This window comes from Glaciecola sp. XM2, from assembly GCF_018595715.1.
Classification (GTDB): domain Bacteria; phylum Pseudomonadota; class Gammaproteobacteria; order Enterobacterales; family Alteromonadaceae; genus Glaciecola.
This window is the reverse complement of the sequence record NZ_JAHEOJ010000019.1, coordinates 74,128-90,893: the sequence shown is the minus strand read 5'-3', so window position 1 is coordinate 90,893 and position 16,766 is coordinate 74,128. Positions and strand designations below refer to the sequence as shown.

Below are 16,766 nucleotides of genomic sequence, written 5' to 3'. Positions count from 1 at the left end.
GCATTGCAATCCTGACGGCCAGTTTATACAAAATAATCGCTCTAACTGGAAGAATCGGCATCTAGTGTCAAATACAACGCTTTATTCTTGGCCAAATATTCAGCAGGTTGATGAGTCAATAAAATCACCATCCTAGTCGATAACCACGGGCTGATGTTCTTCCAAATTCGATTAGCCATATTTGCATCAATTCCATTAAATGGCTCGTCTAATATAATTAGCTGAGGGTCGCGCAGCAGCAATCTGGCAAGACAAATCCGCCTAGCTTGCCCGCCAGAAACCTTGCCGCCAGTTTCACCTAACCAAGTATTGAGGCCTTGCGGTAAACTGTTGACCCATTGCGCTAATTCAAGTTGTTTTAAGACACTCCACACGTATTGTTCATCTACCGTGCTTAAACCCATAACAAGATTGTATCCTAAGGTTCCCGCGAAAATAGTATTTGCCTGCTCGAGGTAAGTCACCTTTTGGTGCCAACTGTTTTTAGCAATATCTGAGATATGCAGACGATCGTTTATGAGTACTTCGCTTTTCGAATTTAAGGCAGTCACGCCCGCCAAAAGATCAGCGAAGCTTGATTTGCCACTTCCCGATTGACCTATAATGTTTAACATTTGATTATCACAGAGCGTAAGATTAACTGCTTGTTGTTGACTTATGCTGACCTTTTGTTCATCAACAAGGCGCACAGCAAGCGAACACACTGAATTGACATTGTGTTTAGTAGACTCATTACTTATGAAAGAAACTGCGCCAGAATCGTCTAACTTCGCTAAACGACCGGCTGAGAAATCCGTTTTACCCCATGTGCTAAACTGCATCACAAAAGTTTGCAGCACTTCGTTTACGCCTAAAAACATCATGACTAGCATAATCGCTTGTGGGCCTGTAATAACCGAGCTATTGACAGCACTCAGCAACGCGACACTGACCACAAATAAATTGATATTTAATACCCAGTCTAACAAAGACTGCAATTGAACCGTTTTACGACTCAGCGTGTTTTGTGCAACGTCCAATTGCTGCAAGCGAGTATCGAGACCACGTTGGTGAACGTCCATAAGATGATATGATTGTAATTCAACAGAGCCATTTAAATGCTCGATTACCTGCGTTCGGCAATGATTTAAGATTGCGCATGCGCTAGAAGAAGATGCTTCTGTGCTTTTAATGGTATAGAAAACACTCAAGCTTAAACAAAGCAACATAAATAACCCCGAATAAAGGGCAAACTCAAACCAAAAGACACTGATAAACACACTCAAACCAATGATCAGCAACAGTGCGGCGATGGGTGGCAAAATATAGCGCACCAATATGCTGTCAAGGGCATCAATATCGGCGGTAAGCCTGCTTAGCCACTCGCTATCGGAGCTTTCGCGCAATTGTTGTAAAGACATATTCGATAAGCGCCTAAACAAGGTCACTCGAAATAATGAAATCAGCCTTAAGATAGTATCGTGATTATAAATGCGTTCAATATAACGGCTAATCGTTCGACTCAAAGCAAAAAACCGAATACCAGAACCGGGCACGTACATATCAAAGGTAATCACAAGACCCGCAGCAATACTAATGCCTGCCAGTGCAGTTGCGTTGATAAACCAACCAGAGAGCATCAGCAAGGCGATCCCAGAGAGCATAGTAATCAACGTCAGTAAAATACCTACGCTGATTCGTTTTAGGTTGGTTTTAACAATTAATTCAAACCAAAATCTCATGAGTACCCTACCCCCTGTTCGCTCAACTTCATGCGTAAATCGGCCATTTCAATCAGGTCAGGATCGTGGCTTGCAATCACAAGCATTGAATGGGCTCTTAGGCGGCTTATGGCTTGAAGCACAAAGGCTTTGTTGTGCGAGTCGAGTTTAGCGGTAGGTTCATCGAGCAATATCACTGGGCTTGGGTTTAATAATACCCTGGCAAATGCGATGCGCTGCAGCTGCCCACCAGAAAGGCCAGCAGAATGCTCACCAATGACGCTACTTAAACCGTTATGTCTAATATCTAGCTCATCAGATAAGCCCAATTGTTCAAGTGCTGTGAGCATTTGTTGCGTGCTGGCGTTAGGCGCCAAAGCTTGTAAGTTTTCACGGATAGTGGCGTTTTTTATCCATGCAGATTGTGGCAAATAGGCCAGGCCATAAGAACACTCAGAAGTAATGGTAAAGCTACCTTTCACGGGCTCAATAAATCCCGCTAAAGTATTTAATAAGGTGGTTTTTCCTGCGCCTGACTGCCCATAAACAACCAACATTTCGCCCGTTTTTACAGTTATATTTAAACTGCTTGGGCCCACACTTTTATCCGCATAACCGAGCGTTAAATCTTCCAATGTTAAGGTGGCAGGAGGCGCAGCAATAGCATTTGATGACGTGTCTGCATAAGACTTGCGCATGGCATCGCTATCTTGGCCTGACAACATCGTCACCAAATGGTGAGCGGCGCCAAGCGCCGTTGCCCTGTCATGATAATACTGCGATAAGATTCTCAGCGGCTGAAAAAACTCCGGTGCCAATATCAAAATCGCCAGTCCAGAGAACAGCGTCAAGCTAGCTGACGGCCCCCATGCAATTGCGCCATATAAGGAAAATCCGATATAGATAGCCAATGCGGCAATAGCAACACTGGTGAAAAATTCCAGTACCGTGGATGACAAAAACGCAACGCGCAACGTACGCATTATTACGCGTCGATAGCGCTCACTCACATCGTGCACCTCTGTCAGTATTTCCTCTTGTGCATTGAGTAACTTAATAGTGCTTAGCGCAGAGACTCTATCGAGAAAGTGGCCCGCTAATCGCTGGCGCTGCAGGGCATATTTTTGGTTAAGTTTCTCAGCTCCCATGCCCACTAAAATCATGAACGTAGGGATGAGAGGAGCACTGATGAGCAATAGCAGGCCGCACAGCCAATTTAAATAAAACACTACCGCTAAAATCAATAATGGTGAAATGATGGCTAAGGCTTGTTGAGGCCAGTAGCGGGAGATGTATCCATCTAAACTCTCGATACCTTCAACAAACTGACTCGCATAGGCACCTGCCGACACCTCTTTAAGTGCCAGCGGGCTTGTGCGTCGCCATTTTGTCAGCATTTTTTGACGAATATTGTTTCGAATATTCACACTCGCATCGTGTGCAAACTTGCTTTGGGCTTGCTGAAATAGTGGCTTGCTTAGCAAGCTAATGGCTAAAATACATAGCAAGGACACCTGCGTATTCAAGTCCACTTCATAGACGATGACAGCTTCAGCGAGTTTGGCAAAGCTCACCCATTGAAATAGCATGGCAACGCACGCCAGCGCGCCAAACGCCACTGATAAAAGTAACCTTTTGCGCTCACTGTTCACCTGAGTTCGCAAGAACGTATTGCCGGCAGAACGTTTCAAGCTCGCGCTTGCTTTTGCACCCTTTATTTTATCGTTTGCTTGTTGAACAAAAGCAGAATTGGAAGTGTCTTCCAATTCTGCTTGCGAGTGATTGTTACCCATGGTTTTAATGGTATCCAGTCGCCTTCACTTTGCCTCTAAAAATCCAATACGTCCATGTTGTGTATCCTAAAACAATAGGAATAACGAACAAGAAACCAAGTAATAGGAAAAGCTGTGAATTATAGGAAGATGCCGCGTCCCAGATCGTGAACTTTGGTGGCACGATATAAGGTAGTTTACTGGCAAGTAGCCCTAGATAGCTGAACAGAAAAATACCCATTGAAGCCACAAATGGCATGCCATCTTGACGCTTTTTCACTGAGCGAAGCACTAGATACGCACAGTACAAGGTCAAGGCCGGAATTACCCAAATCACGCTTATATTATCAAACCAACGCTCTTGCACATAAGGGTCGACAAACGGTGTATACACACAAACAATAGCAAATACAGTTAATAGCGCGCCTAATAACGGTGGCGTGAGTTTATATGCCCATTCTTGCACTTCACCCTCTGTTTTCATTATCAACCACGTGCTACCGAGCAAGGCGTAGCCTGCGACCATACCTAAACCGGTTATCACGGTAAATGGCGTGAGCCAATCTAAAGGTCCACCTGAATATACAAACCCTTCGGTTTCAAAACCTTGAATATAGGCTCCTACTACCGCGCCTTGAGCAAACGCTGCAATGGTTGAACCCGCTGCGAACGACCAATTCCATAAATACTTAGAGGTCTTTGCCTTGAATCTAAACTCAAACGCAACCCCTCTAAAAATTAGGCCGGCTAACAGCAAGAACACACCAATATAAAGCGCAGGTAAAAACACCGAATAGACCAAGGGGAAAGCCGCTAACAAGCCAGCCCCGCCTAATACCAACCACGTTTCGTTGCCATCCCATACAGGTGCGACTGAGTTCATCATCTGATCTCGCGCCGCTTCATTTGGAGCAAACATAAACAGGATCCCTTGGCCCAAATCAAAGCCATCCATCAAGACATACATCATTAAACCAAAGCCAATTATGCCTGCCCATATAACCGTTAAATCAAAAGTTGCTTCCATGATTATGCCTCCCCATCTATGGCAACGTGTGCAGCAGAAAATGGTCTCATCGGCCGCTCTACTTCTTCTAGTTCATGAGGTGCATTTGCTTTTTCTATGCCGCCTTTGAACACTTGTAATAAATAATAAACACCAGCACTAAATACCGCTGAGTAGACCAGCACATAACCGATTAAGGTAAACAGCGCCATACCACCAGAGAGTGAAGGGGTTAAACCTTGTGCATGTGTCATCTGGCCGTATATGAGCCAAGGCGCTCTGCCTACCTCTGTGACGACCCAACCTGCTAACACTGCTACAAAAGGGCTCAAGCTCATAAGCCTAAGGCCATTGAGAAAGGTTTTGTTTTGATAGTAACCGCCATTGCGTCTGAGTATTAATCCCCAGATACCAAAGCCAATCATCAATAATCCCAACCCAACCATGATGCGGAATGACCAAAATACGATGAAAACAGGCGGCTGCTCTTCAACGGGAACATCCTTTAATCCCGGTACTTCGCCATTCCAGTCATGGGTTAATACATAACTCGCTAAGCCAGGAATGCCTATTTCAAAATGATTGGTCTGGCTTTCTTTATCAGGAATGGCAAACAACAACAGAGGTACATTAGTATCTCTTTCCCAATTCCCCTCCATCGCCGCTACTTTAATAGGCTGATGCTCTAAGGTGTTCAAACCGTGGAAGTCACCCACAACCGTTTGTGCCGGTGCAAGAAACAGTAAAAACCATAAGGCAACAGATAGCGCTTTCTTGTTCGCTTCTAGCTCACGCTTTTGCAGGACAAACCATGCGCTCACACCAGCCACCACTAACGCGGCAGTTAAAAATGATGCTAATGCCATGTGTGCAAAGCGATAACCAAAGGATGGTGTAAATAAAGAGTCTGCCCACGAGGTGACAAAATACATACCGTTAATTAACTCCAAACCTTGCGGTGTTTGCATAAGAGAATTAGCGGCCAGTATCCAGAATGACGAAATAAACGTACCCGTAGCGACCATAATGGCTGCAAATAGGTGAACGCCTTGCGGAACTTTATCGCGACCAAATAACAGCACACCTAAGAATGCAGCTTCAAGGAAAAACGCAGTCACTACCTCGTAACTAAGCACAGGTCCAAGAAAGTTGGCCGTCGCATACGAGAAGTTACTCCAGTTAGTACCAAACTGAAACGACATAACGATGCCCGAGACAACACCGATACCAAACACCACAGCAAACACCTGAATCCAAAATTTAGATAGCTTTTGCCAGACGGGGTTACCGGTTTTGTAATGAAGGGTTTCAAATCCCGCAATGGTGCTTGCAAGACCTATCGTAAACACCGGAAAGATGGCGTGAAAACACACCACAAACGCAAACTGTATGCGCGAAAGAATGAGAGGATCGAGTTCCATAATTTTACCTTTTAGAATGTTGAGCAGATTTGCATGTAACGGGCAAACGAATCTTGCTTACACGCATGACATGTTAATGCCACTCCTGCACAGACTGATCCAAGTTGTCGAAATAGAATCGGAAACTGCCCATCAGTCAATCCAGACACTGTAAATATCTTAGCGCGGATATTTTATTTTTTATTTACAATCAAACACTTACAAATACCTTTGAAGAAAAAAACCACAAGCATGATTGCTAAAACTATTCATGTACATAAGAGCGTTTTAGCGCTTTTGAGCTACAAACCATCGATTTTTGTTAAATTTTATGCCAATAATGTCAGCTGGTTTGTCAAATGTGTCTAAACTTATTTAAACGAGGGTCTGTTGACTTTTTCTGGGTGATTTAACGGAATTTTGAGCGTGATTTGTACAAAGGAACGTATCGAAGGTGCAGTCATCTACAAAAATTACGACGAGAGAATACAAATGAAGCACAAGCGCTACCAGAAGGGTTCTCACAGTAAAAATCAACAGGCCCTAGACCCTTTTTTACCAAATGGACGAGCGACAGTCGCCACCCTCCAGCAGTGATAATGCTAAAGTCTTAATTAAGCCAAAAAAAGCCATGCGTTAGCGAAATGCTTAGTCGTATTTAAGGCCGTATTTTTGTAATTTGCGGTACAAAGTGCGCGTACTTAGGTCTAAGTTGTTGGCAAGCTCGTCTATTGTCAATGATGGGTTTTCACACAGAAAACGTAAATAATCGGCCTCCACTTGTTCGAGTGACTTAATATTGTTGCTCCCTTCTGAAGTCGTTGTATGTGGGGAGTGACCATTACCTGCCAAAGCCATACCGTCCTTATTATCATTATGAAGACGATGTTGAGAATGCAACACATGTTCGGGTAAGTCTGCGATTTCTATGATGTCTTCGTTTGCTAATAAGGCGGCATGCTCAACTATATTCTTTAATTCGCGGATATTACCTGGAAATGAATATCGGCTCAGATGCGTAAGCGCATCTTCAGAAAATCGTTTAGTTTTTTGCTTTGTCAGGCTCAAAAAGTATTTGCATAAGGCAGGAATGTCTTCTTCACGCTGCGACAAACTTGGCAGGTTTATGGGGAAGCCAGCAATCCGATAATATAAATCCTTTCGAAATAGCCCCTCGTCGACAAGTGTCAGCAAATTTTTGTGGCTAGCGCATATCAAACGAAAGTTTGCCTTGCGCTGCTTTAAGCCCCCTACCGTTCTGTAGCACTGGGTTTCTATCAAGCGCAGTAATTTAACTTGCATGCTAAGGGCAACGTCGGCAATTTCATCAAAAAACACCGTACCGCCATTGGCAATCTCTATTAAACCTTTTTTACTGTGTGTTGCGCCCGTGAAGGCCCCTTTTTCATGCCCAAACAATTCTGATTCGAATAAGTTTTCGTTCAATCCGGTGCACTCGATAACCACAAAGGGTTTGTCAGCACGCTCGCTAGAATCGTGTAATGCTCTGGCAACAAGCTCCTTTCCAGTGCCTGTCTCACCATGCAACAATACGGCGATATCAGCTTTCGCTGCGCGGTTGATTTGGGTCAGCATCTTTTTAAACGGAGCAGACTTACCAATCATTTTATTTTTTTGCGGTTCGGCAGCAGCAAAGTTAATTTTATCTAAAATTTCTAAAAAGCCGATCACCATACCGTCAGCATCTTTGACGGGCTTCATTAGAATATCGCAGTATGTTTTGCCAAACTCCGTATTGTGCACATGCATTACATTACTAGACTTTTGGGTACTCATGCACGTTTGAATCGGGCAATCTTCGCCATGCTTGTCACAGGGGCTCGAATGGTCGTGCGAGATTTCAAAACATCGGCTTTTGCCAAGTACCACTTCGCTCTCGTATGTTCCTCGATAGGCCTCATTGACAGCTAATATGGTGTATTGGGTATCAATAAATATCGCGGGTCTTTCGATGGAATCGATCATGTTTTGAACAATAGAATTGTTCATCCTAGTACTTCCCCTCTTATCAACATCGCCTTATCGCTTGCTGTGTTAGTCTGCTCATTATTTGAGTCGTTCTCAGCGCGCTTTACTTTATATTTAGATGCTGGTGGTTGCTAGCGTTTACGCCATATCTGTCTTTCATTCTGTCAAGATTGACAGTTTTGACAAGCATTTTTTTATTTTAATTGATACTGAATTGAAAATACTTTAATAATTTCAATTGGTTATATTTTTTATATGATGGCATATTTTTTGATAAGTTATTATTTAATGAATAGCTCGGTGCGCTTAGCACTGAACAGATAAATAAGGAAAACGCCATGTCTTGTTCAAAAACAAAGGTAATGCATTACCTGCTGATTTGCGGTTTGTGTACTACCGCTAGTTTTATGCTTGATGCGAAAACAACTGAAGATGCTCAAACACCGGCGACAGTCGCTAGTGAGCAAGTGTCTATGCAAAATCAACTTGATATGCAAGCCAACAACAAAGTGAAGGCCTTTGCTACTGAGTTAAAGCAAGCACTGGTAGGTGCTATTCAGCAAGGTGGATTTGAAAATGCAGTTGAAGTATGTCATTCAAAAGCACCAGAAATAGCCAGCAATTTATCGCGAGACGGATGGACAGTAGCGAGGACCAGCCACAGAGCAAGAAACGAAAATAATGTGCCAGATGCATGGGAACTAGATCGCATGCAAACGTTTAGCGAGCAATACAAGGCGGGAACACCAGCCAATCAGTTAACCTTCAGCAAAATTGAAGACGAGCAATATCGATTTATGAAAGCAATACCTACTGACAAAGTATGTTTAGGTTGCCATGGCAGTTCTGTTAACCCTGACTTAGCCACCAAAATCAACGCCCTTTACCCCCAAGATGCAGCCGTTGGTTTCTCTATCGAAGATTTAAGGGGAGCGTTCACCTTAACTAAGTCGCTTGAGGATAAATAAATGAGCATGCTTGATATAAAGCCGTTTTTTGATACCAATACAAATACCGTGACATATGCTGTAACGGATATTGCCAGTAAGCAAACCGCCATTATCGATCCTGTTTTAGATTTTGATGCGAACTCTGGGACGCTCTCTTCTCAAAACGCCGATGACGTAATTGCTTATTTGGACAAAAATAATTTCACCTTAGAGTGGCTGCTGGAGACTCATGTACATGCAGACCATATAAGCGCCTCAAACTACATACAAAGCAAGCGTGGTGGTCTAATAGGCATTAGTACCCATATTACCAAGGTACAATCTACTTTTTGTAAGCTGTTCAATAATTGTCAAGAGATAGACTGCAAGGGTGAACAGTTTGATTGCTTATTTGATGACGGAGAAGTCATTAAACTAGGGCACTTAGACATTCAAGTTATACATACACCTGGTCATACTCCAGCGTGTGCCTCCTATAAAATAGAAGATGCAGTTTTTGTGGGAGACACCATTTTCATGCCCGACTTCGGTACTGCAAGAACGGACTTCCCTAGCGGTAGTGCAAAATCTTTATATCACTCGATTCAGCAAATTTTATCCCTACCTAACAATACAAGAATATTCGTGGGGCATGACTATAAAAGCGAAACGCGCGACGAATATGCTTGGGAGACTACCGTTTATGATGAAAAAGCAAGCAACATCCATATCAAGCAAGGTACTTCAGAGCAAGCGTTTATAAACATGCGCAATGCTCGCGATAAAACACTGATGGCTCCGCGATTACTACTACCGTCAATACAAATTAATATGCAAGCAGGCAAACTGCCAACGCCCGAAGAAAATGGTAAGCAATACCTTAAGTTACCCCTTAACCTCGCTTTGAGCTAACTATTTACATCGCAAACCATAGTGACTTGCAGCTTGATAGCGAAGGTTAGTCTCAAGCTGCTTGCTAATGCCTATTCAGGTAAAAGTATCACCGTACAGTTCACTCATTAAAATGCTTGAAATGGCCCTCCTCCTTGTATTGTTTTAGTTTCGAAAACGACAAAATTAGCGCCGCATTTGTCAGTTTTCTTGGCATCGCAAAGATCAAAAAAAGCGCCTGTGTGTGTTAGTTCATGAAGCATTACTAGAATCAATTTCTGGCCATTCAGATAAGACTAGTCAGGCTGTGAAACGCTTGCTGCCATTATTGTCTTTATATATGTCAATAATGACAAATGAGAATCTAAGACTTTTGTTGAAAATTAAAATACCTAATAAATACAGTGACTTATATTATCTAAATGTTGGTACGGATATTGAAGTATACAAAGTAAATAGAGTTTCTTTTTACATTGTTACGACTTAGGAGAATGAGTATGAATGCTCAACCAGAACTTTTAGATACTTTTAACGTGAAACAACTTTTGGCAAACCTTGTCGCTTTAGTTGCTCTAGCACTTTTGCCTTACTTGGTATACATCGGTGTATTAATTTTTCAATAACCTTTTAAATAGTTGATGGAGTAAAATATGTTATCAATGATATTTAGCGATCCAGTTGTATGGGGCTCACTGTTGGGCATTTTAATAATGATAATTATGGCGGGATATTATACCTACCTGTTTATTCACAATAGTGGCGAACAAACCTCAGAAAAGTAACGGCATAGCAATAATATCTAACCATTAATTTGTTTAGATGCGGATGTTGTTGCTATCGCCAAGATGGACTAAGCCTTCCTAATGTAACGCCAGTGCTCATTTTTCTGATAAACATCGAAGGTCATTGTGGATATCCACAATGTTGTCTTTGGTTTTTTTAAGATAGCCTTGTTGCATGAATTGAATCTCTGCTGAGGTATTTAAGATGGAAATACAACGACATGGTTTAACCGTTGGTATTGAACGGATTGATAACAACATTTACCTTTTTATCAAAGTGATTGGCAAATTAACCCATGATGATTATCAAACCATTACGCCCATGTTAAATGGCGCGCTAGAAGGTATTAGCACGCCAGAAGTCAATGTCCTGTTTGACGCAAGTGAACTGGAAGGCTGGGAGCTTAGAGCTGCTTGGGATGACCTGAAGTTAGCCTTAAGCCATGGCAAAAGTTTAAAAAAATCGCAATACTCGGTGGGAAACAATCCCTCAGGTATGCATCATCCATTGGTACTTGGTTTACTAGTGGCGAGATAAAAAACTTTGATGATGCGACCAATGCTTATCAATGGCTAAGCGGCCAGTAATAATGCATCAAGGTATTACGCTTTTAAATCAATGAGGCTAAATTATGATTCGCTTTGAACAAACCAAGGATGCGATTAATCACATCCACTCTTTTCACGTCGCTTTAAGCGAATACTATTTAACCTTAAGTAAGCATCATGGTGATGAACGAGTTCGTCTTTGTTTGCATTACTTATCCGAGCAGGAACTCAAATTTGCTGAAGAAATGTCGCATTATAAGTCGCAAGCAAGTGCCGCAATATTAAATACTTGGTTTCAATATACCAATGACGATAGCATATTGCAGATACCCACAAGCAGCGAGGCTGATAGCAACTTAAGCTTAAACGACATTATTTCTCTCGCGACACAGTTTTCAGAAGAACTCATGACCTTATACAACGATTTGCATGAACAAGCGAATACAGACGAGTTGCAGTCAGTGTTTGAACACCTCAAAAGCGCCCAGGTGCAAAAGAACAAACAACTGTCGGTCAATCTAGACCGAATGATGGACGTGTAGGTCTAGTTAGCTGGCTAATCTATTTTGGTTAATGTGATCTGATTGGCCGGAGGATAAATAGCATTAAAAGGCACAAAGACAAAGGTTTGCTGCACGCTGAACCTGCGCAACAGTGACTGCAAACTGCTGGATGTAATCGAAATGCATGACCAATCTGGCATAGGGTAAAGGGTGACCGTTCCGCCCTTTTTTAACACTCGATAAAACTCCGTAAATATCTTTAGTAATTCTTGTTCATCATCAATCCAAATAAACATCAACCAACAGCTTAAGATGGCATCCATCTCGCCATCGGCAAAGGGTAAATTGTCAGCGGTTGCATGCAGCGCTTTTTCACTCGATGCTGGCTTTGTGTGAAACGAGCCCTGACCGCTGCTAAACAAAGAAAACATCGCATCGGTGTGATCAATAACGACATTATGTTGAATAATCGGATCGATGCCGTAAAAGTCGATGCCCTTTAACGCGCAAGCTGTAAACATAGAATCAGAGAAATAAGGGGTGTAGCCGCATCCGACATCAACGAGCTTTTTGCCCTTCAAACTATCGAGCACAGCTGCCGCATTTTGGTTATGATAAAACACCCTTCGATAGTACGAAAAAGGCCTATGAGTACTCAACACTTTATAAAAAAAAGGCCGTAAGGCTTGCAACTGCAATCGCGTAATGAAAAACGACGAGGTAGCAAGCCAGTTAGTTATCATGGAGACAGCACGCTTTGTGTTGAACGGGCAATGACCAACTCTTCGTTGGTGGGTATCACAAGCACCTCAACTGCGCTTTTATCGCTATGAATAACAGATGCGTTATCGCGATTTGCTTGCGTATCGAGAGCAACATTTAGCCAGTTCAAATGCTCACAAATTTTATTGCGCACAACGGCTGAGTTTTCACCCATTCCACCGGTAAACACAATCGCGTCCAACCCATTATTAGCGCATGCTAGTGAAGTGAGCTCGCGAGCTGCCCGATAACAAAATAGGGCCACGGCTTGCTTAGCATTAGCATCGCTGCTGTCTAATAGCGCTTGCATATCGCTAGTGATACCAGAGACACCCAGTAAGCCGGACTCTTGATACAACATATGTTCTATAGCGTGCGCACTCATTTGCTGATGCTGCATTAAATATAAGATGACGCCGGCATCTAAAGAGCCGCAGCGTTGCCCCATCATTAAGCCGTCTAATGCAGTAAACCCCATGCTGGTGGCAACGCTTTTTCGCTTACTGAGCGCGCACATGCTTGCGCCATTACCTAAATGCGCCACCACAATACGTCCATCGTAATTATCAGTTAAAACGTGAGGTAATTGACTGGCAATATATTCATAAGATAAGCCATGAAAGCCATAGCGAATGATACCCTGCTCTGTCAGCTTTCTAGGTAAGGCAAACAATGTTGATAGTTCATCTTGAGTGCGATGAAAGCTTGTATCAAAACAAGCGACCTGCGCGAGTTCTGGGGCCCATTTATTGACTGCCTCTACTGCAGCTAAGTTGTGGCCTTGATGCAAAGGTGCAAGAGGGATAAGCGATTGAAGTTGCTTTGCCACCTTGGCGTCAATTTGCGTGGCTCCAGTAAATGACACACCACCGTGAACTACACGATGCCCTACACCAATAACATTAAAATGATTATCCTGATGATGTAACCACGTCAACAAAGACTGAATAATATCTTCATGAGAGGTACTTTGCTTAAGTCTAAACTCTTTATCTACCTTAAGCGGTGTTCCTTGCCCGTTTGTTACAGTGACTCGCGGAGATAAGCCAATATTGGCGACTTTGCCTTTAAGTTGCATCGCAAGTTGCGCTGCATCGACGCTATAAAGCGCAAACTTTATGCTAGAGGACCCGGCATTAATGACTAAAATAGCATCGCTCATATTGTGTCTCAGACTTGTTTGTTAGTGTGAAAGTCAACATAGCGCTGGGCAAGCACGCAGGATGCTAGGCGCGAGAGAATGCCATCTGCGCGGCTAGTCAATATAATGGGTACCGATGCCCCTAGTACAATCCCTGCTGACTCTGCTCCCGCGAGGTAGATAAGCTGCTTGGCTATCATATTGCCTGCTTCTAAGTCGGGGGCGAGCATGATGTCTACATCTCCTGCCACATCAGATTCTAACTCTTTAGTAGCCGCTGCCGCTTTTGATATGGCATTGTCAAAAGCAAGGGGACCATCTAACAAGCCGCCTGTTATCTGCTTGCGATCTGCCATTTTACATAGCGCGGCGGCATCTAATGTTGATGCCATTTTTGCGTTAACGGTTTCTACCGCAGCCAAAATACCAACTTTTGGCATTTCAATACCTAAGGCATGAAGCAAGTCTATTGCGTTTTGCACAATATCGCGCTTGGTATTGAGATCTGGAGAAATATTGATAGCGGCATCGGTCACAAACAGCGGTTTATGATAGGTTGGGACATCTAAAGCAAATATATGACTCATCCTGCGTTCAGTGCGGATGCCGTGCACTTTATTGACTACCGCCTGCATCAGTTCGTCGGTATGCAACTTTCCTTTCATCAGGGCTTGAACTTTCTTATCACGCACTCGCTTGACTGCTGCCTCGGCCGCAGCATGACTATGAGCGACGTCGAGTATTTCAATTCCATCTAAGGCGCATCCGCACTCGCGGGCCACCGCTTCGATTTTGTCTTTTGGGCCAATTAAAATAGGCTCAATAACGCCCTTATTCTTAGCTTCTATTGCCCCCATTAATGACAACTCATCGCAAGGGTGCACCACGGCAACTTTAATAGGCACCAGGTCTTTGGTGCTGTCGAGCAGTTTTTGATAATGCGCACCACGCTCATGCAAATGTACTTCTGGCAACATTACTCTAGGACGGCGCACTTTTTCACTTGGTGCAATCACCTCTGCTTGCCCTTTAATCACCAGCTCACCTGCCTGATTAATGCATTCACAATCAAGTAGCACTTTGCGTTTTTCAAGGTTCTTTTCTTTGACGGTGACTCGCACCAGCACCTTGTCACCCAGGCCCACTGGTCGGCGAAAGCTCAAAGACTGGTTCAAATAGATGGTGCCCGGACCAGGTAACTGCGTGCCTAAAAGGGCAGAAATAAGCGCCCCGCCCCACATTCCATGGGCAATGACTTTATGAAAGATATCGTCTTTTGCATACTCATGATCCACGTGCGCCGGATTGACATCTCCCGACATGACCGCAAAAAGCTCAATATCTTGAGGCTTTAACTCTCGCGTAAGCTCTGCAGTATCTCCAACCTCTATTTCATCAAAGGTTTTGTTTTCGATGTATTCCATCTTAGCTCCTAAGCTAGGTAATATGCGGCAACACATTCAACTTTATGCGGTAACGTAGTAAACAGCATCCAATTTTATCTTCGAGAATACCATTTAATATTGACTCCTAGCCTATTTGAATGAACCGTTTAGCGTCAGCAACAGCTATTTTTGCATTACATACGTTCCTGGTGCATCACACAAAACCGGGAGCTGTTTCTTAGGAGCACCCATCTGTGGCGGTTTGCACATCGTGCCTGAGCGCTCATGCAGCCATTGGGAAAACTCCGACCACCACGAACCCTCTTTACGCGGTTGATGCGCCGCCCAAGTGTCAGGGTCAGTATAGTTATCTTCTTTTAAGGTAGTGGCGACCTGATAGTGTCTTCGCGGGTGCCCAGGTTCACATACAATGCCGGCATTGTGACCACCACTGGTTAGTAAAAAGGTGACATCGGTGTCACACAAACGATGGAATTTATAAACAGAATGCCATGGCGCAACATGATCTTTCTCAGTACCCACCACAAATATAGGAACCCTAATATCAGTCACAGAAATAGGTACATCGTCGACCGTATACCGCCCTTCTGATAAGTCGTTATTAAGAAAGAGTTTGCGCAAATATTGCGAATGCATTTTATATGGCATACGTGTGGTATCGAGGTTCCATGCCATTAAGTCGTTTATTTCAGCGCGCTTTCCCATGAGATAATCATGCACCACGCGCGACCAAATCAAATCATTAGAACGCAACAATTGAAAGGCCCCTGCCATTTGTTTAGCGTCTAAGTAGCCTTGCTCCCACATCATATCTTCTAAAAAGCTCACTTGGCTTTCGTTGATAAATAGCATCAACTCACCTGCTTGCGTAAAATCAACTTGCGCTGCAAATAGCGACAGTGAGGCAAACCTTTCATCTGCGTCTCTTGCCATTGTAGCTGCCGCAATCGAGAGCAAGGTGCCACCTAAACAATAGCCTACACCATGTACTTTAGTGTCACCGCAAATTATACCAATGGCATCAAGCGCAGCCATCACGCCCAGTTTACGATAGTCTGGCATGCCCATATCGCGATCATCAATGTCAGGGTTTTTCCACGACACCATGAACACCGTAAAACCTTGCTCAGTTAAGTATTTCACCAACGAATTGTTAGGTGATAAATCTAAGATGTAGTACTTCATGATCCACGCCGGCACAATTAGGATTGGCTCTGGGCGAACTTCTTTTGTAGTGGGACTGTATTGAATGAGCTCTATCAACCGGTTGCGATACACCACTTTGCCCGGCGTAATCGCGAGCTCTTTGCCCACACGAAAACCCTCTACCTCGCTAGGCGGTTTGTTCGCAATGACGCTTTGCATATCTTCTACGAAATTATTTGCACCTCGAATAAGGTTTTGACCCGCTTCTTTTTGGGTTTGTTCAATTAACTCAGGATTAGTTAGCAAATAATTTGAGGGCGAAAATACGTCTAATATTTGCCGCGTAACAAATTCCATGACATTTTCGTGCTGCTGGGTGACCCCATTAACACCGGTGGTCGCGTTAGACCACCATTGCTGGTTAAACAAAAATGATTGATAAATCACATTATACGGCCATTTTTGCCAAGCATCGCCGCTAAAGCGTTTGTCAAAAGGCATTGGCTCAATGCAGGCTTGAGCTGAACTTTGCTTGTGCGCACACGTGCTTGCAAACGTACCCAACCGAGCCGCTTTGCGGGCTGCTTTTTCTATTAACTGCAGGCGTTTACCCGGAGATGATGCTAGATGTACCGCCCAGTCCGAATAAGCCTCTAATAAGGCGCTTGGAGAAAGACCTGCGGTTAACTTAGCCACATTTGCGTGTAAAAATTTGTCCATGATCTGTTGCTGAGATTCTTCGTTTTTCATTCTGAAGCCTTAGCTGGGCAGCAGCATATTGCTCTGCCGC

14 protein-coding genes and 1 pseudogene are annotated in these 16,766 nt (G+C 43.6%); 6 read left to right on the top strand and 9 right to left on the bottom strand.

Going from position 1 to position 16,766, the window contains the following annotated elements; translation table 11 throughout:
* Window positions 1-41 precede the first annotated feature (41 nt).
* From KJ365_RS04275 to KJ365_RS04255, 5 genes are all read right to left on the bottom strand, one after another.
* Window positions 42-1,721, bottom strand: a complete 1,680-nt coding sequence (locus KJ365_RS04275; RefSeq protein ID WP_214450395.1) for an amino acid ABC transporter ATP-binding/permease protein — start codon at window positions 1,719-1,721, stop codon at window positions 42-44.
* The gene (gene cydD / locus KJ365_RS04270; RefSeq protein ID WP_214450394.1) at window positions 1,718-3,493 is read right to left on the bottom strand and encodes a thiol reductant ABC exporter subunit CydD; all 1,776 of its coding nucleotides are present in this window, start codon (window positions 3,491-3,493) and stop codon (window positions 1,718-1,720) included. The genes KJ365_RS04275 and cydD overlap by 4 nt, the downstream gene beginning before the upstream one ends.
* A 4-nt stretch (window positions 3,494-3,497) precedes the next feature.
* The gene (cydB, locus tag KJ365_RS04265) at window positions 3,498-4,499 is read right to left on the bottom strand and encodes a cytochrome d ubiquinol oxidase subunit II (RefSeq protein WP_214450393.1); all 1,002 of its coding nucleotides are present in this window, start codon (window positions 4,497-4,499) and stop codon (window positions 3,498-3,500) included.
* A 2-nt stretch (window positions 4,500-4,501) separates the two neighbouring features.
* A complete protein-coding gene (locus KJ365_RS04260) occupies window positions 4,502-5,899 on the bottom strand; it encodes a cytochrome ubiquinol oxidase subunit I (protein WP_214450392.1) in 1,398 nt (465 codons plus the stop codon).
* 627 nt (window positions 5,900-6,526) lie between these two features.
* The gene (locus KJ365_RS04255; protein WP_250884013.1) at window positions 6,527-7,888 is read right to left on the bottom strand and encodes a sigma-54 interaction domain-containing protein; all 1,362 of its coding nucleotides are present in this window, start codon (window positions 7,886-7,888) and stop codon (window positions 6,527-6,529) included.
* Between the two features lie 317 nt (window positions 7,889-8,205).
* Here KJ365_RS04255 and KJ365_RS04250 point away from each other — a divergent pair, with 317 nt between their 5' ends.
* From KJ365_RS04250 to KJ365_RS04230, 6 genes and pseudogenes are all read left to right on the top strand, one after another.
* Window positions 8,206-8,835, top strand: a complete 630-nt coding sequence (locus tag KJ365_RS04250; RefSeq protein WP_214450391.1) for a Tll0287-like domain-containing protein — start codon at window positions 8,206-8,208, stop codon at window positions 8,833-8,835.
* Window positions 8,836-9,708 (top strand): MBL fold metallo-hydrolase, encoded by an 873-nt coding sequence (locus KJ365_RS04245; RefSeq protein ID WP_214450390.1) that lies wholly within the window; start codon window positions 8,836-8,838, stop codon window positions 9,706-9,708.
* A gap of 476 nt (window positions 9,709-10,184) precedes the next feature.
* The gene (locus KJ365_RS16890; protein WP_284731247.1) at window positions 10,185-10,310 is read left to right on the top strand and encodes a hypothetical protein; all 126 of its coding nucleotides are present in this window, start codon (window positions 10,185-10,187) and stop codon (window positions 10,308-10,310) included.
* Window positions 10,311-10,337: 27 nt separating this feature from the next.
* Window positions 10,338-10,469, top strand: a complete 132-nt coding sequence (locus KJ365_RS04240) for a DUF3149 domain-containing protein (protein ID WP_214450389.1) — start codon at window positions 10,338-10,340, stop codon at window positions 10,467-10,469.
* Between the two features lie 205 nt (window positions 10,470-10,674).
* Window positions 10,675-11,057 (top strand): annotated as a pseudogene (locus KJ365_RS04235) (SpoIIAA family protein).
* 44 nt (window positions 11,058-11,101) lie between these two features.
* Complete coding sequence (locus KJ365_RS04230; RefSeq protein WP_214450388.1) at window positions 11,102-11,560, top strand: hypothetical protein; 459 nt, start codon at window positions 11,102-11,104, stop codon at window positions 11,558-11,560.
* A gap of 14 nt (window positions 11,561-11,574) precedes the next feature.
* Here the strand turns inward: KJ365_RS04230 and KJ365_RS04225 are convergent, their stop codons facing one another.
* From KJ365_RS04225 to KJ365_RS04210, 4 genes are all read right to left on the bottom strand, one after another.
* On the bottom strand, window positions 11,575-12,114 hold the full coding sequence (locus KJ365_RS04225; RefSeq protein WP_214450387.1) for a class I SAM-dependent methyltransferase: 540 nt from the start codon (window positions 12,112-12,114) through the stop codon (window positions 11,575-11,577).
* A 146-nt stretch (window positions 12,115-12,260) separates the two neighbouring features.
* A complete protein-coding gene (locus KJ365_RS04220) occupies window positions 12,261-13,445 on the bottom strand; it encodes an acetate/propionate family kinase (protein ID WP_214450386.1) in 1,185 nt (394 codons plus the stop codon).
* Window positions 13,446-13,453: 8 nt separating this feature from the next.
* Window positions 13,454-14,848: a bifunctional enoyl-CoA hydratase/phosphate acetyltransferase gene (locus KJ365_RS04215; protein WP_214450385.1), complete on the bottom strand. Its 1,395-nt coding sequence runs from the start codon at window positions 14,846-14,848 to the stop codon at window positions 13,454-13,456.
* A 144-nt stretch (window positions 14,849-14,992) separates the two neighbouring features.
* Window positions 14,993-16,726: a PHA/PHB synthase family protein gene (locus KJ365_RS04210; protein WP_214450384.1), complete on the bottom strand. Its 1,734-nt coding sequence runs from the start codon at window positions 16,724-16,726 to the stop codon at window positions 14,993-14,995.
* Window positions 16,727-16,766: the final 40 nt, after the last annotated feature.